The sequence below is a fragment of the Streptosporangium sp. NPDC001681 genome, from assembly GCF_040298085.1.
GTDB lineage: Bacteria > Actinomycetota > Actinomycetes > Streptosporangiales > Streptosporangiaceae > Streptosporangium.
In genome coordinates this window covers 60157-75861 of sequence record NZ_JBEOZN010000022.1, presented here as the reverse complement: position 1 = coordinate 75861, position 15705 = coordinate 60157, and the positions used below count along the sequence as shown (strand labels likewise).

Annotated in this window: 14 protein-coding genes; 3 read left to right on the top strand and 11 right to left on the bottom strand. The window is 70.6% G+C overall.

The features are described from left to right. Window positions 1-4: 4 nt before the first annotated feature. The 8 genes from ABT130_RS13355 to ABT130_RS13320 all read right to left on the bottom strand — a co-directional run bounded on the left by ABT130_RS13355 (window position 5) and on the right by ABT130_RS13320 (window position 7384). The gene (locus tag ABT130_RS13355) at window positions 5-655 is read right to left on the bottom strand and encodes a PIG-L deacetylase family protein (protein ID WP_350955432.1); all 651 of its coding nucleotides are present in this window, start codon (window positions 653-655) and stop codon (window positions 5-7) included. Continuing rightward, entirely contained in the window at window positions 652-1449 is a 798-nt protein-coding gene (locus ABT130_RS13350) for a sugar phosphate nucleotidyltransferase (protein WP_326634945.1), read from the bottom strand. The genes ABT130_RS13355 and ABT130_RS13350 overlap by 4 nt, the downstream gene beginning before the upstream one ends. Next, window positions 1446-2681 (bottom strand): class I SAM-dependent methyltransferase, encoded by a 1236-nt coding sequence (locus ABT130_RS13345; RefSeq protein ID WP_350955430.1) that lies wholly within the window; start codon window positions 2679-2681, stop codon window positions 1446-1448. Before ABT130_RS13345 ends, ABT130_RS13350 begins: the two co-directional genes overlap by 4 nt. Beyond that, complete coding sequence (locus ABT130_RS13340) at window positions 2678-3745, bottom strand: glucose-1-phosphate thymidylyltransferase (RefSeq protein WP_350955429.1); 1068 nt, start codon at window positions 3743-3745, stop codon at window positions 2678-2680. Before ABT130_RS13340 ends, ABT130_RS13345 begins: the two co-directional genes overlap by 4 nt. Further along, window positions 3745-5199, bottom strand: a complete 1455-nt coding sequence (locus ABT130_RS13335; protein WP_350955427.1) for a sugar transferase — start codon at window positions 5197-5199, stop codon at window positions 3745-3747. Before ABT130_RS13335 ends, ABT130_RS13340 begins: the two co-directional genes overlap by 1 nt. A gap of 241 nt (window positions 5200-5440) precedes the next feature. Beyond that, window positions 5441-5791, bottom strand: coding sequence for a hypothetical protein (locus ABT130_RS13330; RefSeq protein ID WP_350955425.1), 351 nt, complete (start codon window positions 5789-5791; stop codon window positions 5441-5443). 58 nt (window positions 5792-5849) lie between these two features. Continuing rightward, entirely contained in the window at window positions 5850-6473 is a 624-nt protein-coding gene (locus ABT130_RS13325; RefSeq protein WP_350918318.1) for a GntR family transcriptional regulator, read from the bottom strand. Then, window positions 6470-7384: a DMT family transporter gene (locus ABT130_RS13320; RefSeq protein ID WP_350918321.1), complete on the bottom strand. Its 915-nt coding sequence runs from the start codon at window positions 7382-7384 to the stop codon at window positions 6470-6472. Before ABT130_RS13320 ends, ABT130_RS13325 begins: the two co-directional genes overlap by 4 nt. Window positions 7385-7608: 224 nt before the next feature. On the opposite strand from ABT130_RS13320, the gene ABT130_RS13315 reads away from it, so the two are divergent. From ABT130_RS13315 to ABT130_RS13305, 3 genes are all read left to right on the top strand, one after another. Beyond that, on the top strand, window positions 7609-7968 hold the full coding sequence (locus tag ABT130_RS13315; protein WP_350955423.1) for a barstar family protein: 360 nt from the start codon (window positions 7609-7611) through the stop codon (window positions 7966-7968). Between the two features lie 434 nt (window positions 7969-8402). Beyond that, window positions 8403-10445 carry a sensor histidine kinase gene (locus tag ABT130_RS13310; RefSeq protein ID WP_350955421.1) on the top strand — a complete coding sequence of 681 codons (2043 nt, stop codon included), beginning with the start codon at window positions 8403-8405 and terminating at the stop codon, window positions 10443-10445. After that, complete coding sequence (locus ABT130_RS13305) at window positions 10445-10801, top strand: DUF742 domain-containing protein (RefSeq protein WP_350955419.1); 357 nt, start codon at window positions 10445-10447, stop codon at window positions 10799-10801. Before ABT130_RS13310 ends, ABT130_RS13305 begins: the two co-directional genes overlap by 1 nt. Window positions 10802-10835: 34 nt before the next feature. Here the strand turns inward: ABT130_RS13305 and ABT130_RS13300 are convergent, their stop codons facing one another. The 3 genes from ABT130_RS13300 to ABT130_RS13290 form a co-directional block, all read right to left on the bottom strand. Further along, the gene (locus tag ABT130_RS13300; protein ID WP_350918333.1) at window positions 10836-11327 is read right to left on the bottom strand and encodes a GNAT family N-acetyltransferase; all 492 of its coding nucleotides are present in this window, start codon (window positions 11325-11327) and stop codon (window positions 10836-10838) included. A 158-nt stretch (window positions 11328-11485) separates the two neighbouring features. Continuing rightward, window positions 11486-15031 (bottom strand): ATP-binding protein, encoded by a 3546-nt coding sequence (locus tag ABT130_RS13295; protein ID WP_350955417.1) that lies wholly within the window; start codon window positions 15029-15031, stop codon window positions 11486-11488. Next, window positions 15031-15522, bottom strand: coding sequence for a GNAT family N-acetyltransferase (locus ABT130_RS13290; RefSeq protein ID WP_350955416.1), 492 nt, complete (start codon window positions 15520-15522; stop codon window positions 15031-15033). The genes ABT130_RS13295 and ABT130_RS13290 overlap by 1 nt, the downstream gene beginning before the upstream one ends. Window positions 15523-15705 lie beyond the last annotated feature (183 nt).

The following is a 15705-nucleotide window of genomic DNA, read 5'->3' as shown; positions in this document are numbered from 1 at the left end:
CGGTTCAACCTCCAGACAGGTCAAGGGTCAGCTTGTTGACGTGGAACGCCTCGGCGTAGCGGGCGTGGCATTCGATCCCGCGGACGCGGGCCAGCCCGAGGAACGCCTCGCGGTCGTACCAGGGGCGGTGGCGCTGCGAGGGGTAGTGGCGCTGGAGCAGGCTCACCTTCGCCTCGGCCACCTCGGGCGCGAGCGGCTGGTAGACCGAGGGGCGCCCGAGGTCGCCGTCCCATTTGGCGATCTCGTAGCCGAGCACCTGGTGGTCGCGGAAGGCCGTGGGCACCAGCTCGGCCAGCATCCGGTGGTCCTGGTGGGCGTCGGCGGGGTGCGGCGCGAACAGCAGGCCGGGGTCGGTGCGCGCGCGCAGCTCCTCCACCGCCTCCTTGGCCTCCTCCCAGCGCGCGGGCAGCCGCCCGTCGGGCAGCTTGAGCACGGTGAGCCGCAGGTCCGCGCCTGGGCAGAAGGCGGTCAGCGCCGCGTGCTCCTCGTCCTGGCGCTCGGTCCCGCCGCCGGAGAGCACCAGGGCGTCCACCCGGATGCCGGGGCGCGCGGCGCAGAGGGTCAGCAGGCTGCCGCCCGCCCCGATGGCGAGGTCGTCGCAGTGCGCGGCGAGCAGCGCGATCCGGCCCGCCTGGGCCGGTCTGAAGCGGATCACGTGGCCGGCACCGCCAGGTGCTCGCGCTCCCAGAGCGCCCAGGGGCGGTCGCCGCGCGAGTACGCCTCGTCGAGGGCGACCCGCTCCTTGACCGTGTCCGTCGGCCGCCAGTAGCCGCGGTGCGGGTAGGCCAGCAGCCTGCCGCGCTTGGCCAGCTCGGCGCAGCCGTCCGCGACCAGGTCACCGCCTGCCGGGATGTGGTCGAAGATCTCCTGGCGGAGCACGAAGTATCCGCCGTTGACCCAGAGCGGCATCTCACTGACCGGGGTGATCCCGCCGACCGTGCCGCGCTCGCCCAGCTCGATGCAGTGGAAGGTGTCCGAGGGCGGCACCACCATCATCGACGCGCCCGCACCCGAGAGGGTGAAGCGGTCGACGATCTCCGGCAGCGGCGCGTCGGTGAGCACGTCCGCGTAGTTGGCCAGGAACATCTCCTCGCCGTCCAGATGGTCGCGGACCCGGCGCAGCCGCTCGCCGATCGGGGAGGCGATCCCGGTCTGCACGAACGAGATCGACCAGTCGGAGATGTCGGTGGACAGCAGTTCGACCCTGCCGCCGCGCAGCACGAAGTCGTTGGAGGTCGTCTCCTGGTAGTTCAGGAAGAAGTCCTTGATGTGGTGCGCGCCGTAGCCGAGGCAGAGGATGAACTCGGTGTGCCCGAAGTGCGCGTAGTAGCGCATCACATGCCAGATGAGCGGCCGAGGCCCCACGAGCTGCATGGGCTTGGGCGCGTCACCGGGGGTGCCGGTGCGCATCCTGGTGCCGTATCCGCCGCAGAAGAGGACGACCTTCACGGGTTCACCTCGACGATCTCCAGGTTGGGGATGGGGAAGACCAGCCGGCCTCCCCAGGCGTGTACGAAGGACAGCTGCTCGACGAGTTCCTCGCGGAGGTTCCACGGCAGGACCAGCACGTAGTCGGGCCGCTCCTCGGCGAGCCGCTCGGGCGGCAGGACCGGTACGCGGGTGCCGGGGGTGAACCTGCCGTGCTTGTACGGATTGCGGTCGACGGTGAAGGGGAGCAGGTCGGGCCGGATCCCGCAGTGGTTGAGCAGGGTGTTGCCCTTGCCGGGCGCCCCGTAGCCGGCGACGGTCCGGCCCTGGCGGGCGGCGTCGAGGAGGAAGGTCAGCAGGTCCCTTCGCACCCGCGCCACCCGCGCGCCGAACTCGGTGTACCCCGACAGCTCGTGCAGGCCCGCGGCCTTCTCCGTGGCGAGCAGCGCGGCCACCCGCTCGCCCGGCTCGCCCGCGATCTCCGCCGGCCGGGCCCACAGGCGGATCGAGCCGCCGTGCGTGGGTAGCGACTCGACGTCCACGAGACGGAGGCCGCCGCTCGCCAGGGCACTCCGCGCGGAGGCGACCGTGTAGTACTGGAAGTGCTCGTGATAGATCGTGTCGTACTGGTTGTGCTCCATCAGGGTGAGCAGGTGCTGGACCTCGATGGAGACCCAGCCGTCGTCGGCCACCAGGGCGCGCAGCCCCCGGGTGAACCCGATGACGTCCGGGATGTGGGCGTAGACGTTGTTGGCCACCACCAGGTCGGCCGGCCCGTGCTCCGCGCGCACCGAGGCGCCGGTCCGCTCGTCGAGAAAGGCCGTGTGGGTCGGTACCCCGGCGTCCCTGGCCGCCTGGCCGACGTTCTCGGAAGGCTCGACGCCCAGGCAGCGGATGCCCCGCTCGACGACGTGCCGCAGCAGGTACCCGTCGTTGCTGGCCACCTCGACCACGAACGAGTCACCGCCCAGCCCGAGCCGGTCGACCGCCCCGGTCACGAACTCCCGCGCGTGCTCCACCCACGACGTCGAGTACGAGGAGAAGTAGGCGTACTCGGTGAAGGTCTCCTCGGGCGTGATCATCGGCGGGATCTGCGCCAGCCAGCAGCCGGTGCAGACCCGCAGGTGCAGCGGGTAGGTGACCTCCGGCTCCGCCAGCTGCCGTTCGGTGAGGAATCGTTCGCAGGGCGGTGTCGCCCCGAGGTCGACGACGCTGGCGAGGCTCGTCGAGCCGCACAGCCTGCAGGTTGTCATGAGCTGATCTGCACCTTGCTGTGATCGCCCAGCACGAGGCGGTGGGCTCTGGGGGTGTTGGGGGCGGGGGTGACCTCGACGTCGTGGCCGATGAGGGACGCCTCGATCCGCGAGACTCCGGCGATCGAGGACCTGGGCAGGACGATCGAGTACTCGATCTCGCTGCCGCTGATCGCGCAGCCCGTCGCGATCGAGGTGAAGGGGCCGATGTAGCTGTCGCGGACCCGGGCTCCGGAGCCGATGATCGCCGGCCCGACGATGCGGGACCTCTCGATCTCGGCGCCGGCCTCGACGACCACCCGGCCGATCAGCTGGCTGGCGCCGTCGACCAGGCCGTCCACCCGGGGCTCCAGGGACTCCAGCACCAGCCGGTTGACCTCCAGCATGTCCGTGACGTTCCCGGTGTCCTTCCAGTAGCCGGAGATGACCGTGGAGGCGACCGGCCGCCCGTCGGCGATCAGCCAGTGGATGGCGTCGGTGATCTCCAGCTCGCCCCGCCAGGAGGGCTTGAGCTCGGCCACCGCCTCGTGGATCGCGGCGCTGAACAGGTAGACGCCGACCAGCGCGAGATCGCTCTTGGGGACCGGTGGCTTCTCCTCAAGCCCGATCACCCGGCCCGCCTCGTCCAGCTCGGCGACCCCGAACTGCCGGGGATCGCCGACCCTGGTGAGCATGATGTGGGCGGCGGGCCGCTCGCGGGCGAAACTCTCGACGACCCCGTTGATGCCGCCGACGATGAAGTTGTCGCCGAGATACATGACGAAGTCGTCGGCACCGAGGTAGTCGCGGGCGACGAGCACCGCGTGGGCCAGGCCCAGCGGCGCCCGCTGGCGGATGTAGGTCACCTCCAGGCCGAGCGCGCGGCCGTCGCCGACGGCCGCCTCGATCTCGGCGTGCGTGTCGCCCACCACGATCCCGATCTCACGGATGCCCGCGGCAGCGATGGCCTCAAGACCGTAGAAGAGCACGGGCTTGTTGGCCACCGGTACGAGCTGTTTGGCCGAGGTGTGGGTGATCGGCCGCAACCGGGTGCCCGCCCCTCCGGCGAGCACGAGTGCTTTCACTAGTAGGCCCCTTCTCCGCCGATCACGGCGCTCCAGGTCTTCCAGAGGATCTGCAGGTCCAGGAAGAGCGACCAGTTCTCCACGTAGCGGAGGTCCAGCCGGACCGACTCCTCCCAGGTCAGGTCCGAGCGTCCGCTGACCTGCCACAGACCGGTCATGCCGGGGTGGACAACCAGGCGGCGGCGCACGTCGGCGCCGTACTGCCTGACCTCGTCGGGCAGTGGCGGCCGAGGGCCGACCAGGGACATCTCACCGCGCAGCACGTTGAGCAGCTGTGGCAGCTCGTCGATGGAGTATCGGCGCAGGAAGGCGCCCACCCGGGTGATCCTTGGATCGTTCCTAATCTTGAACAGGACACCGTCGAACTCATTGTCACGTTCCAGGTCGATCTTGAGCCGTTCCGCGTCGACGACCATCGTGCGGAACTTCACCACCTGGAACTCCATCCCGCCCTTGCCCACCCTGACCTGGCGGAAGAGCGCGGGCCCCGGACTCGTCGCGCGGATCAGCGCGGCGATCACCAGCATGGGCACGCCCAGCACCAGGAGGGCCAGGCCCGCCCCCATCCGGTCGAACAGGCTCTTCGCCAGCCTCCTGGCACCGCGGAAGTCGGGGTGTTCGACGTGCAGGAGCGGCATGCCCGCGACCGGGCTGATGCTGATGCGCGGGCCGGCCACGTCCATCAGCGCGGGTGCCACGAACAGGTCGGTACGGGCGTCCTCCAGCCCCCAGGCGAGCCTGCGCAGCGCGGCGCCGTCCAACTCCGGGCAGGCCAGCACGGCGACGGCGTCGGCGTTGACCTTGGCCACCACCGCGGCGACGTCGGAGAAGCCCCCGAGGACCGGGATCCCGTCGACATCGACCATGTCGGGGCCCGCGGGCAGGCACGCGGCGACGACGAGCATGCCGTGATGCGGCTGCCCGCGCAGCTGTATCACCAGGTCGAGCACCGACTCCCGGTGGCCGACGGCGACCACCTGGCGCATGTGGTCACCGCGGATGCGCCTGCGGTGGAGCCGCTTGCGCATCCGGTGGCGGAAGACGGCGTTGAGGATGAAGGCCAGCGGGAACATCGCCATGACGAAGCTGCGGGCAATGGGTGTCTGCGTGACGTAGGCCCCGATCGCGACGGTGGCCGTCAGGCCCGCGGCGCCATTGAAGACCGTCCGGAACTCATCCGTTCCCTCACCGTAGGTGCGCTTGCGATAGGCGCCCCCCGCGGCCAGGGCCAGTGGCCACACCAGGGCGAGCCCCAGTCCGAGCAGCGCCTCCGTCTCGGGAATGAAAGCACCGAACCAGATTCGAATTCCGAGAACGACCCCGCAGGAGATTACCGAACACGCGACATCTCCGACCAGGAGAATACGGACATAAGAGCGTGTCCAAATACTCGGAGAAGTGCGCGCTGGACTCTTAAGGAGCCCGATGACGAGCTCCTCAGTTCCCACTCTCATACCACCCCACCCAAGATGCCCCGACTCGTCCGGATAAGGTGCCACGCATCTCATTTCAATAGTTGACAGTATTCCCTAATGCATCAGGAGCGTGGATACCCATGGAAATCCTAGTGATCACCATCGGGCAGGGGAATACCGGCCACTGTCCACTATTGGCCGAAGCGCAACGGAGACGACATCTTGACGGAGCGGTTCAAACGTGTACCTTTGACCGCTTATTATTGTCAATAATGTGAAATTAGTCGTATTCAAAATCCGGAAGAGCGGAAGGTGGTTCTGGACTGCGCCATACGACGACATAGTCGTCGCGCGCGGCCTCCACCGCCGCACCGAGCCGGTCGAGATCGAAATCCGGGAGATACCGGAGACGGGCGAGGAAGGTCGCGTCGGTCGCCGAGCTGGGCACCACGCACCCCTGGCCCCCTCGATCAAGAAGGATGTACAGGATGTCCGAGTCCGTATCGCCCACTACCCGCACCTCGACGACGTCCTCCCACGCGAGGGCGTCAACGCTGCCGTCCTCGTAGTGACGGGTCACGCCTTCTTCGGTGACATACACGTAGGAGTCCGGCACTGAGTTGCCGTGCATGGGCGCGATTGTGACCACTCCGGGGCTCCGCGTGCAATAGAACCGTGCAAGTCAGTGCCTAATGATCGCCCCAGCCGTGATCGAGATGCGCGGCGACCGCCTCCCTGGCGGCCTCCGCGGGGCCGCTGCCGATCGCGTCGAGCAGGTTCCGGTGCTCGGCGACCAGCACGTGCCGGTCGGAGTAGACGGCGCGCAGCCTCACCAGGCCGAGCCTGGTCTCCACGGCCAGCATGCCGTAGAGCCGCTCCAGCCGGGGACTGCCCACCGCGACGACCAGCGCCTGGTGCAGCGCCATGTGCTCGGCCACCATGTCCGACCAGGGGGCGTCCGCGGGCAGCGCGGCCATCCGCGCCAGTGCCGCGTCCGCCTCCCCGACCCGCCGGCCGGCCAGCGCGGTGGCCGTCAGTTCCTCAAGCGGGCGCCGGACGAACATCAGGTCGTCCAGATCGGCCACGGTCACCTCGGCCACCTGGGCGCTGCGGTGCCGCTCGCGCCTGAGCAGCCCCTCGTGCACGAGCACGGCGAGCGCCTCGCGGACCGTCGGGCGAGCCACCCCGTACAGGGCCGAGAGCTCCTGTTCCGGCAGCGTGGTGCCCGGATCGATCTCGCCGGACAGCACCCGCCGGCGCAGGGCGTCGGCGAGCGCGCCGACGGCGGAGACGGGATGGAGCGGGAGGGTCACGCCGACGACCCTATTGCCCTTCTGTCCCGGCCAGAAGAAGAGACGCGCTCGGGCAGGGAGACCGCGACCAGACTGGCGCCGAGCAGCAGCAGGCCGGTGACCGAGGCGGGCCCGAGCCGCTCGCCGAGCACGACGACACCGAGCAGCGTCGCCACCGCGGGCTCGGCCAGCGCGAGGGTGGCGGCGGTCGCGACCGGGGTGGTGCGCAGGCCCCTTCCGTACAGCAGGTAGGCCAGCGCGGTGGTGGCACAGCCCAGGTAGAGGGCGGTGAGCAGGCCGCGCGGCTCGGCGAGCCAGCCGGTGCCGGTCCACAGCAGGACGGGCACCATGACGACCGCCGCCCCGCCGAACATCAGCCCCATCACCGCGTCGGAGGGTGCCCCCGCGCTGATCGTCCGCGCGGCGGTGACCGCGTAGAAGGCGTACAGCAGGCCGCCGAACAGCGCGAACAGGACCCCGTCGGCCCGCACCTCGCCTCCCCCTCCGGTGAGTACGGCACAGCCGGCGATCGCCACCGCGGTCGCCGTCGCCCAGCGGCGGCTGGGCCGCACGCGGTCGAGCAGCCAGGACAGCAGCCCGGTGAAGACCGGACCGCTGCCGATGGCGACCACCGTGCCGACGGCCACTCCGGTCCTGCTGACCGCGGCGAAGAAGCACAACTGGTACGCCGCCACGGCCACCGCGGCCGCCGCGAGCGGGCCGAGGTGCGCCGGAAGGCGGCGCCCACGCGCCGGGAGCGGGCCTCGGGGGAGACGCAGGAGCCGCGCGGGGCCGGTGACGGCGGCGAGGACCAGGCCACCGATCACCAGGCGCGCGGCGGCCATGGAGACGGGATCGACCCCGGCGACGAGCAGGCCCGCGGTTCCCGCGGTCCCCCAGAGCACGGCGGCTCCGATCACGGCGAGTTTCATGGGACGATTGTAGGCACATTGTCTGACAATCAGACAATGTCATTCCAGCGAGCGGCGGGAAGACACGCCGCCGCCCCGTTTTCCAGCGGGCGCGCGCGGGTAGTTCGGCGAGGTGAGATGTCCGAGAAACAGTGCGAACCAGCAGCTCAGGGCGTGTGGTCGACGGTGAGCCGGGACGGCGGCCGCCGCACGCCCCTCCCCTGCGACGGGCGGGGATGATCGCGTTGCCCAGGGGAACGTTCCGCCAGGGGTCGGCGGAGGAGGTCGAGTCCATGCTCGGCACCGCGACGCCGCACCCGCTGAACGGCGCGAAGATCACCACTTCGGCCGAGGCGATGGACGCGATCGCCGAGGCCCTCGACCTGCCCGATCGTTTCGGGCACACCCTCGACTCGCTTTATGACGTGCTGACCGACCTGTCGTGGCTGCCACCGGGCGAGCACCTGCTGCTCTGGTCGGAGCCGTCGACGCTTCGGAGCGAGGACCGCCAGACCTACGACGCCATCCGGACCGTCCTCACCGAGGCGGTCGCCGATGACACGCCCGGAGAGTCCTTCCTGTCCGTTCTCGTGCTGACCGACTGAGCCGTCGCCACGCAGTGCGCGCAGAAGGCACCGCCACGGCCCTCGGGACAGCTGCAGCGCCAGTCCAGCGTCTCGTCGACGATCCGGAACTCGACGCACGCGGCGCCCTCGTCGACCTCGGCCGTCACCAACCGCGGGCTGAAACGGACCAGCTGCACCGCCAGCGTGCCACCCTGGGCCCGCGCCGACTGTCCCGCCCGCTCAGCCTCGGCTTTGACCAGCTCCGCAATCGTTTGCATTGAAGGCCCCCTCCTACCTAAAGAGACGTATCTGAGGTATGGAAGGTTCCAAACCGATACAGCACGATAAATCATCTCAACGTGACTCACATGCACATCTAGCACCAAGTGACCCGCATTGCTATGTTTGGCGACTGTTAACCACGCATCTCAGCAGTGCGAGGTATTATGGCTGGCCGAAAATACTCAATTAGGGTGAAAATTTTTACCTTACTTCTGGTACCAATTATATCTCTTGTAGCCATTTGGGCGTTTGCTGCCAGCCAGACGGTCCAGAGCGGCCAGGAACTCCTCAAGATCCGCGACGGCTACGCGTACGCGGTCCTGCCCGCCAGAAAGGTGACCACCGCGCTCCAGCACGAACGGCTGCTGTCGCTGTCCGTCCTGGGAGACATCGACGTCTCGCGTGCGGAACTGGACGCCCAGCGCGTCCGTACGAACGCCGCGCGAGCCGAGCTGGAGCGGCTGATCACCGAGGCCCGTTCCGACCTCGTCCCGGGCACCTGGGAGCGGCTGAACCGGCTCCTTCGCACCATGGACCGGCTCACCGAGATCCGCAGCGGCGTCGACACCCGCACCGACACCCGGCTGCAGACGCTCGACGCCTACACCGGGATCATCGAGGCCGCCTTCGACGTCTACGAGAAGGTGCGGATATCCACCGACATCGAGTTGACCGACCAGGCGCGGGCCGTCGTCATGGTCGGGCGGAGCCGCGAGATCCTCAGCCAGCAGGCCGCCCTGATTTCCGGAGCCGTGGTCGAGGGGGCCATGAGCCCCTCGGAACGTGCCAGGTTCAGCGAGCTGGTCACCGGCCGCAGGCTCCTCTACTCCCTGGGCTTCGACCAGTTCGACGCCGAGTTCCAGGCCCTCTACACCCCCCTGCACGACTCCCCCGACTACTCCTCGTTCGAGGGGATCGAGAACGCCATCGCCACGTCGGCGGTCCCGGTCCCCGCCTGGGCCGAGGTCGCCACCCGTCTCTCCGACGACTTCGACAGCCGCGCCGGAAAGGTCAGCGAACGCATCAGCGAGCGGTCCACGCCGCTCGCCACCGGCATCCTGATCCAGATCGGCCTCGCCGGCGGGCTGGGCCTGGTCGCGGTCGGGTTGTCCGTCTTCGTCTCGGTGCGGTTCGGCCGGCGGCTGGGCGGCGAGCTCGTCGACCTCCAGCAGGCGGCCCTCGACCTGGCCGACAGGCGCCTGCCCGACGTGGTCCGGCGGCTGCGCCGGGGCGAGGACGTCTGCTCGGAGGCACCCGAGATCAACGTCGGCAGCACCACCGAGGTCGCCAGGGTCGGTGAGGCGTTCTCCTCCGTGCAACGGACCGCCGTCGAGGCCGCCGTCGGGCAGGCCGAGATGCGCAAGGGCGTCAACAAGGTCTTCGTGAACCTGGCCAGGCGCAGCCAGTCCCTGCTGCACCGGCAGCTGGCCATGCTGGAGACCATGGAAGGGCGGGCCCGCGACCCGGAGACCCTTGAGGATCTGTTCGGCCTGGACCACCTGACCACCCGGATGCGCCGCCACTCCGAGGGCCTGATCATCCTGTCCGGCGCGGTCCCCGGACGGGGCTGGCGGACACCGGTCACGATCTACGACGTGGTCCGCGCCGCGGTCGAGGAGATCGAGGACTATCCGCGCGTGACGATCAGCGTTCCGCACGGCCCGTCCGTGATCGGCGCGGTCGTCACCGACGTGATCCATCTGGTCGCCGAACTGGTCGAGAACGCCGCCATGTTCTCTCCCCCGCACACCTCGGTACGCGTGCACGGCGAGACGGTCGCCAGGGGCTACGCCATCGAGGTCGAGGATCGGGGGCTCGGCATCCCCGCCGAGGAGATGGCCCGGCTCAACGCGCGGCTGGCCGACCCGCCGGAGTTCGACCTGGCCGACAGCGACCGGCTCGGCCTGTTCGTCGTCGCGCAGCTCGCCATCCGGCACGGCATCCGCGTCTCCCTGCGCCCCTCCCCCTTCGGCGGCACCACGGCGATCGTGCTGCTCCCGGGCGAGCTGGTGGTCGAACCGCTCGATCCCCGGTTCACCTACTCGGTCGAGGTCGAAAGGCTGCCCTCCGGCAACGGCCTCCCCAAACGGGTGCGCCAGACCGTACCCGCCGAACGGGCCGCCTCCGGCGACCCCGCGGAGGCCCCCCCGGAGAGCAGGGGAGCCGTCCCGAGCGGCGTGCTCGCGTCGTTCCGCGACGAACGGCGGCGCACCGGGCAGGAGGGCGGGCCCTGATGACCGAGCGCTGGCTCGACCGGGAGGCCGGTCCGATCGTCCGCCCATACACGATGACCCGCGGCAGGACCAGGGCCGCGGGGGCTCATTTCGACCTGATGGCCGTGGTGGTTGCGGTCAGGGCCCCGCGCCGGGACCTGCCGCCCGAGCACATGTCGATCCTGAACGCCTGCCGCGCGCCGATCTCCGTCGCCGAGCTGGCCGGGGAGACCGGCCTGGCCGTCGGAGTGCTCCGGGTGCTCCTCGGCGACCTGCGCGACCACGACCTGATCACCGTACGGCTCCCCGCGGCTCCCTCCGCGGTCCCCCGCGAGAACCTGCTCCGCGACCTCCTCGCCGGGCTCAAAGCCCTCTGAGCCCGCGTTGCACCGGTGCGCCGAGCATCACCGCTCAGTCGGTGGCCAGGCGGGCATGCCGCTCCACGTCATAACGGACGCCCTGGTAACTCAGCTTGGCCCGCTCGACCCCCTCGGACCGGAATCCCGCCCTGGTGGCCACCGCGCAGGACGCCGCGTTGCTGACCCGGTGTCCCAGCTCCAGGCGGAACAGCCCCCGTTCCCTGAAGGCCCACTCGGCCATCTTCCTGGCGGCGGCCACGGCCACGCCCCGTCCCCTGGCACGCGGGATCGTCCAGTAGGACACCCAGCCGGTCTCGTGCGCGTCGATGTTGCTCACGGCGACGTTCCCCACGACCTCGCCGTTGGACACCACGGCGAACGCCCGCGCGTCATCGCGGAAGCCCCAGACCCCCATCCACTCCAGCGCCGCCTGAGCCGTGTCGATGGGCCGGGCCGCCTGCTCGGCCATGTCCGGGGAGCTGAACGCGTCGAGCACGACCCACATGTCGTCGGGTCGCCATCCACGCAACTCCACTTCAATCATGCCGTGCAGGGTAGCCCGGCGACCGTCCCGCGAAATCCACCGACGCCGGATCCGACACCGGCGGGACGGAGCCCACCCCATCGGAAGATCTTGTGAGAGCGACTATGGGGTGCCGCCCGCCCACCTCGGCGCCGATGTGAGGGCTCCGGCCGGAGGGATCAGCTTTCGCGGATCTCCCTGGCCAGCGCGGCGCTGCGGTGTTCCAGGTGCCGCAGCCCGAGGCGGCGGTGGGTCTCCCGCGCTCGCTCGGCGTGCGCCAGGGCGTCCTCGGCGCGACCGGTCCTGTGGAGCAGCCGGGCGACCACATCATGGACCGTCCCCCAGGAGATGCATCCCGTTCCCAACGTCACCAGCTGTCCGGCGATGGGTTCCAGCTCCTCCAGCAGCCCGTACGGATCGGGACGGCCGATCCTGGCCGCGACGAGACCCCACTGCCAGGTGGCGAACTGCCACGCCCAGTCACGCTCGACGGCGACGCCCCACCGGTCGATCAGACGGTGGGCGAGCGCCTCGTCCCCCGCCTCGATCACCGCCAGTACGGCGGCGGGGCGCAGCAGGCTGTTGGAGTCGTCCTCGGCGGCCTCAAGCAGTTCCGGCAGAAGCACCCCGTGCCGGCCCTGTGCCCAGGACGAGAAGAAGGCGCAGAGGAGATGGATGTACTCCGGGCCCCAGAGGCTGATGCGCCGGTAGCTCTCGGCGCCGGTCGCGGCAAGCCTCTCCACCTCCTCCCAGCGGCCGTCGAGCATCGCCCGCCCGGTCGCGGCGTAGGTCACCTGCGTCTCGATCTCCGGCATCCGCACCTCGCCGGTCAGGCGCAGGCAGCGGGCCAGCTCGGCGTCGTAGTCGGCCAGCCTTCCCTCGCGCAGGAAGGTCGGCATCCGGTGCAGGCGGGCGATGATCTCGGCGGCCCGGGGCAGGTCGGGGAGGGACAGGATCTCCTCCGTCGCCCGGTAGCGCTCCTCCTCGTACTCCGGGGTCCATGAGGCGATGACGAAGTTGTTGAGCGTGCGCGCGAGCAGGCGGTGGTCACCGACCCGCCGGGCGAGCGCGACCGCCTCGGCCGCGAGACGCGCTCCCTCCCACCGCCGTTCGCTGTAGTAGAGCTCCACCCCGAGGGTTCCCAGCAGCTCGGCCCTGACCGCCTCCCGCCCAGGTGGCAGCCGGTTCAGCTGGTCCTCCAGCACGTCGATCATGCGCGTGTCCACCACGCCGTAGGCGCGCCAGTTCCACAGCGTCACCCCGCCGAAGACCGTCGCCGCCTCGATCACCGCCGCGTCGTCGCCCTTACGGGTGGCGAGGGTCACGGCCTCGTCCAGGGCGGTGTGCGCCGCGATCACGTCGCCGGCCACCCTGCGCGCCCGTCCCAGCTCGATGAGCAGGGCACCGCGGCTGAACGCCGGATCTGCGGACTGCGGGTCGAGCGCCGCGAGCGCCTGCTCCCAGAACATGACCGCCTCGTCGTAGGCGAGGCGGGCCGTCGCCTGCACCGCCGCCCTCACGGCGTACGACGTCGCCTTGGCCGAGTGGCCGATCCTGGCCGCCATACCGAAGTGGTGGGCGAGCACAGGCAACCGCGGCTCCAGGTTTCCCGGGTGAAGATTCTCGACCGCCTCGCCCACCCGCCCGTGGATCTGCGCCCGTTGCAGGCGGCTCAGCCCCGTGTAGAGAGCCTCGCGGACGAGCGCGTGCGAGAAGCGATAGTCCCAGCCTCCGGCCACCTCGGTGAGCAGGCCGGTCGCCACCGCGGGTTCGAGCAGCATCATCATCCGGGCGCCGCCGATCCCGGTGGCGGCTTCCAGCACGTCCGCGTCGACGTCCCTGCCGATCACCGCGGCTGCCCGCAGGAGCGTCTGGGAGTCCTCGGGCAGCCGCGAGACCCGCTGGGTGATGACGTCGCGTACCCCCTCGGGGACGGAGAGGGAGGTGACGTCCGCGGCGGCGACCTGGTCCAGGGGCGAGACGCTGTCCAGCAGGCGGAGCACCTCGCCGAGGAAGAAGGGGTTGCCACCGGTACGGTCGTACAGCGCGCGGGCCAGGGCCGGGTCGGGGCCGATGTCCGCACGGCCGGACCGGCCCGGATCGTCAGGGCCCGCGTCGTCCAGGTAGTCGGCGACCTGCTCCCGCGTGAACGCGGTGACGTTCATCCGCTCGGTACCGCGCTGTCGGACCAGATCGCCTAGCGCGTCCGTCAGCGCCGGCCGCGCCTCGGCGGCCTCGGGGCGCAGGGTCGCCAGCACGAGCAACGGCACCCGGTGCAGGTCGCCGCCGAGGAAGGTCAGCAGCTTCAGGGATGCGGCGTCCGCCCAGTGGACGTCCTCCATGAGGATGAGCACCGGTGCCGCGCCCGCCCGTCGTGACAGCGCCCTGGCCACCGCGTCGTGCAACAGGAAGCGCGCGGTGTCGGGATCGTCCGCGACCGAGGCCCCGTCCGCGCCCGTCAACCGGCGGATCACGTTCTCGACCCCCGCTGCCTCCCGGGTCACAGCCTCAAGCCCTCCGGCGCCGGCCTCCGCCTCTTCTTCGAGGGCGGTCAGCACCTGGATCCACGGCCAGAACGCGGGCGCGCCACGCCCTTCGACGCACCGGCTCCACACCGGGGTGACGCCCAGTTCCCCGGCGATCTCGGCCGCGGCCTCCGCCAGACGGGTCTTGCCGACACCGGACTCGCCGCTGACCAGCAGCACACCTCCCGCACCACGGGCCGTGTCCCGCACCCGCTCCCGGATCCGGTGCAGGTGGGGCTCCCTGCCCACGAGCCTGCGCCCACGCGGAGCGGGGACGCGCCACTCCCTTGCCGCCCGGGGAACCACGACGTCTTCTCCGCGGGACGATCCGTCCCCGCGCGCGGGCGAGATCTCCTCCCCGCGCGCGATCGACGGCCAGGAGCCTTCGAGAGACTCGTCCTGGTCGAGGATGGCCTGTTCGAGACGGCGCAGTTCAAGGCTGGGATCGAGCCCGAGTTCGTCACCGAGGAGGGTGCGACAGCGCTGGTAGGCGGCCAGCGCCTCGGCCTGCCTGCGGTCGCGGTACAGGGCGCGCATGAGCAGCGCCCAGGACCCCTCCCGGTAGGGATCGAGATCGAGCAGATGCCCGGCCTCGACCGCGGCCTCGCTGAACCTGCCGAGCAGCAGCCACGCCTCGGCCCGCGTGGACAGCGCCGACAGGCGCGCCTCGGTGAGGCGGGCCACGGTGGGCCCCACGAAGGAGCGGTCGGAGAAGTCGGCGAGCGGCTCACCTCGCCAGGCACCGAGTGCCGCGTCCAGAGATCGCTCGGCCTCCCACGCCCGCCCATCGGCCAGGGCGGCCTGCGCCTCCTCGACGGCCCGGCTGAAGCGGTTGGCATCCACCTGATCGGGCGAGATGTCCAGCAGGTACCCAGGCTCCCGGGTCCGCAGGACGCGAGCGGGGGACCGAGGGCTGCGCAGCGGTTCGAGGATCCTACGGAGCTGGGAGATGTACGCCTGGAGCGTTCCTGTCGCGCTGGACGGCGGCTCGTCGGCCCAGAGCCGGTCGATCATCTGGTCGAGGGGTGCGACATGGGGCGCGTTGAGCACCAGGAGCGTCAGCACGGCCCGCTGCTTGCGGGATCCGAGGTCGAGGAGCGCACCGGTGCCGTCGGCCACCTCCACCGGTCCGAGAATGCGGAAATCCAGGCACGCCGCAGCCTGGACGGTATCCGGTGCTTCGCCACCGTTCGCGAGCATCACAACTCCCGCACGAGCCACGCGACCGCCAGTGCCTCGATCGCGGGTCCATCGTACCGGCAGGCCGCAATGGGGGTTCTGTCCGCGGCGACGAAACCGGAGGAGCCAAGGAGTGAGAACGTTCCCGGATCCGCCGCCGCCACACGGTAGCGCACCTGTTGGACGCCGTCCGCGCGCATCTCCGTCAGCAGGTCGCCCAGCAGCCTCCGGCCGAGCCCCCGTCCCCGGTGTGGCAGCGCGACGACCAGGGCTCGCAGGCGGGCGTCACGGGCGGGCTGCCCCACCTCGACGAGGGCACCGGCCACCGGCGGATCGTTCACCGGCCGTGCCAGATCGACCAGCACGTACGCCCGGCAGCGAGCGACCGACACCTCGGACAGGGCCTCCGCCAGGGCCTCGTCGAGCAGATCGGGACCCGTCGCACCCGCGTATGCCAGGATCTCCCGCAACAGCAGGGTGCTGGAGGGCTGAGACTCCAGTGGCGAAGACATGCGCGCAGCGTCCCACGGCCGTCTAGGAAACGGCTAGGAGACCTCTAGGCCCTCGGCCGGGACCGGCTGGCCACCACTCCGATCGCCGTGGCCGCCGGCCCGCAGCCACAACCCAGCCGTCTCCAAGTGCCGGCTGCGATAACTGGAGGACCGGGCCGATCGAGGCCCTGCGACCTCGCCCCA

What these genes read in the sequence shown, in the direction of transcription:
- ABT130_RS13345 (WP_350955430.1), bottom strand. Translation starts at nt 2,681, where the DNA reads ATGACAACCTGCAGGCTGTGCGGCTCGACGAGCCTCGCCAGCGTCGTC.
- ABT130_RS13335 (WP_350955427.1), bottom strand. Translation starts at nt 5,199, where the DNA reads ATGAGAGTGGGAACTGAGGAGCTCGTCATCGGGCTCCTTAAGAGTCCA.
- ABT130_RS13330 (WP_350955425.1), bottom strand. Translation starts at nt 5,791, where the DNA reads ATGCACGGCAACTCAGTGCCGGACTCCTACGTGTATGTCACCGAAGAA.
- ABT130_RS13320 (WP_350918321.1), bottom strand. Translation starts at nt 7,384, where the DNA reads ATGAAACTCGCCGTGATCGGAGCCGCCGTGCTCTGGGGGACCGCGGGA.
- ABT130_RS13305 (WP_350955419.1), top strand. Translation starts at nt 10,445, where the DNA reads ATGACCGAGCGCTGGCTCGACCGGGAGGCCGGTCCGATCGTCCGCCCA.
- ABT130_RS13300 (WP_350918333.1), bottom strand. Translation starts at nt 11,327, where the DNA reads ATGATTGAAGTGGAGTTGCGTGGATGGCGACCCGACGACATGTGGGTC.
- ABT130_RS13295 (WP_350955417.1), bottom strand. Translation starts at nt 15,031, where the DNA reads ATGCTCGCGAACGGTGGCGAAGCACCGGATACCGTCCAGGCTGCGGCG.
- ABT130_RS13290 (WP_350955416.1), bottom strand. Translation starts at nt 15,522, where the DNA reads ATGTCTTCGCCACTGGAGTCTCAGCCCTCCAGCACCCTGCTGTTGCGG.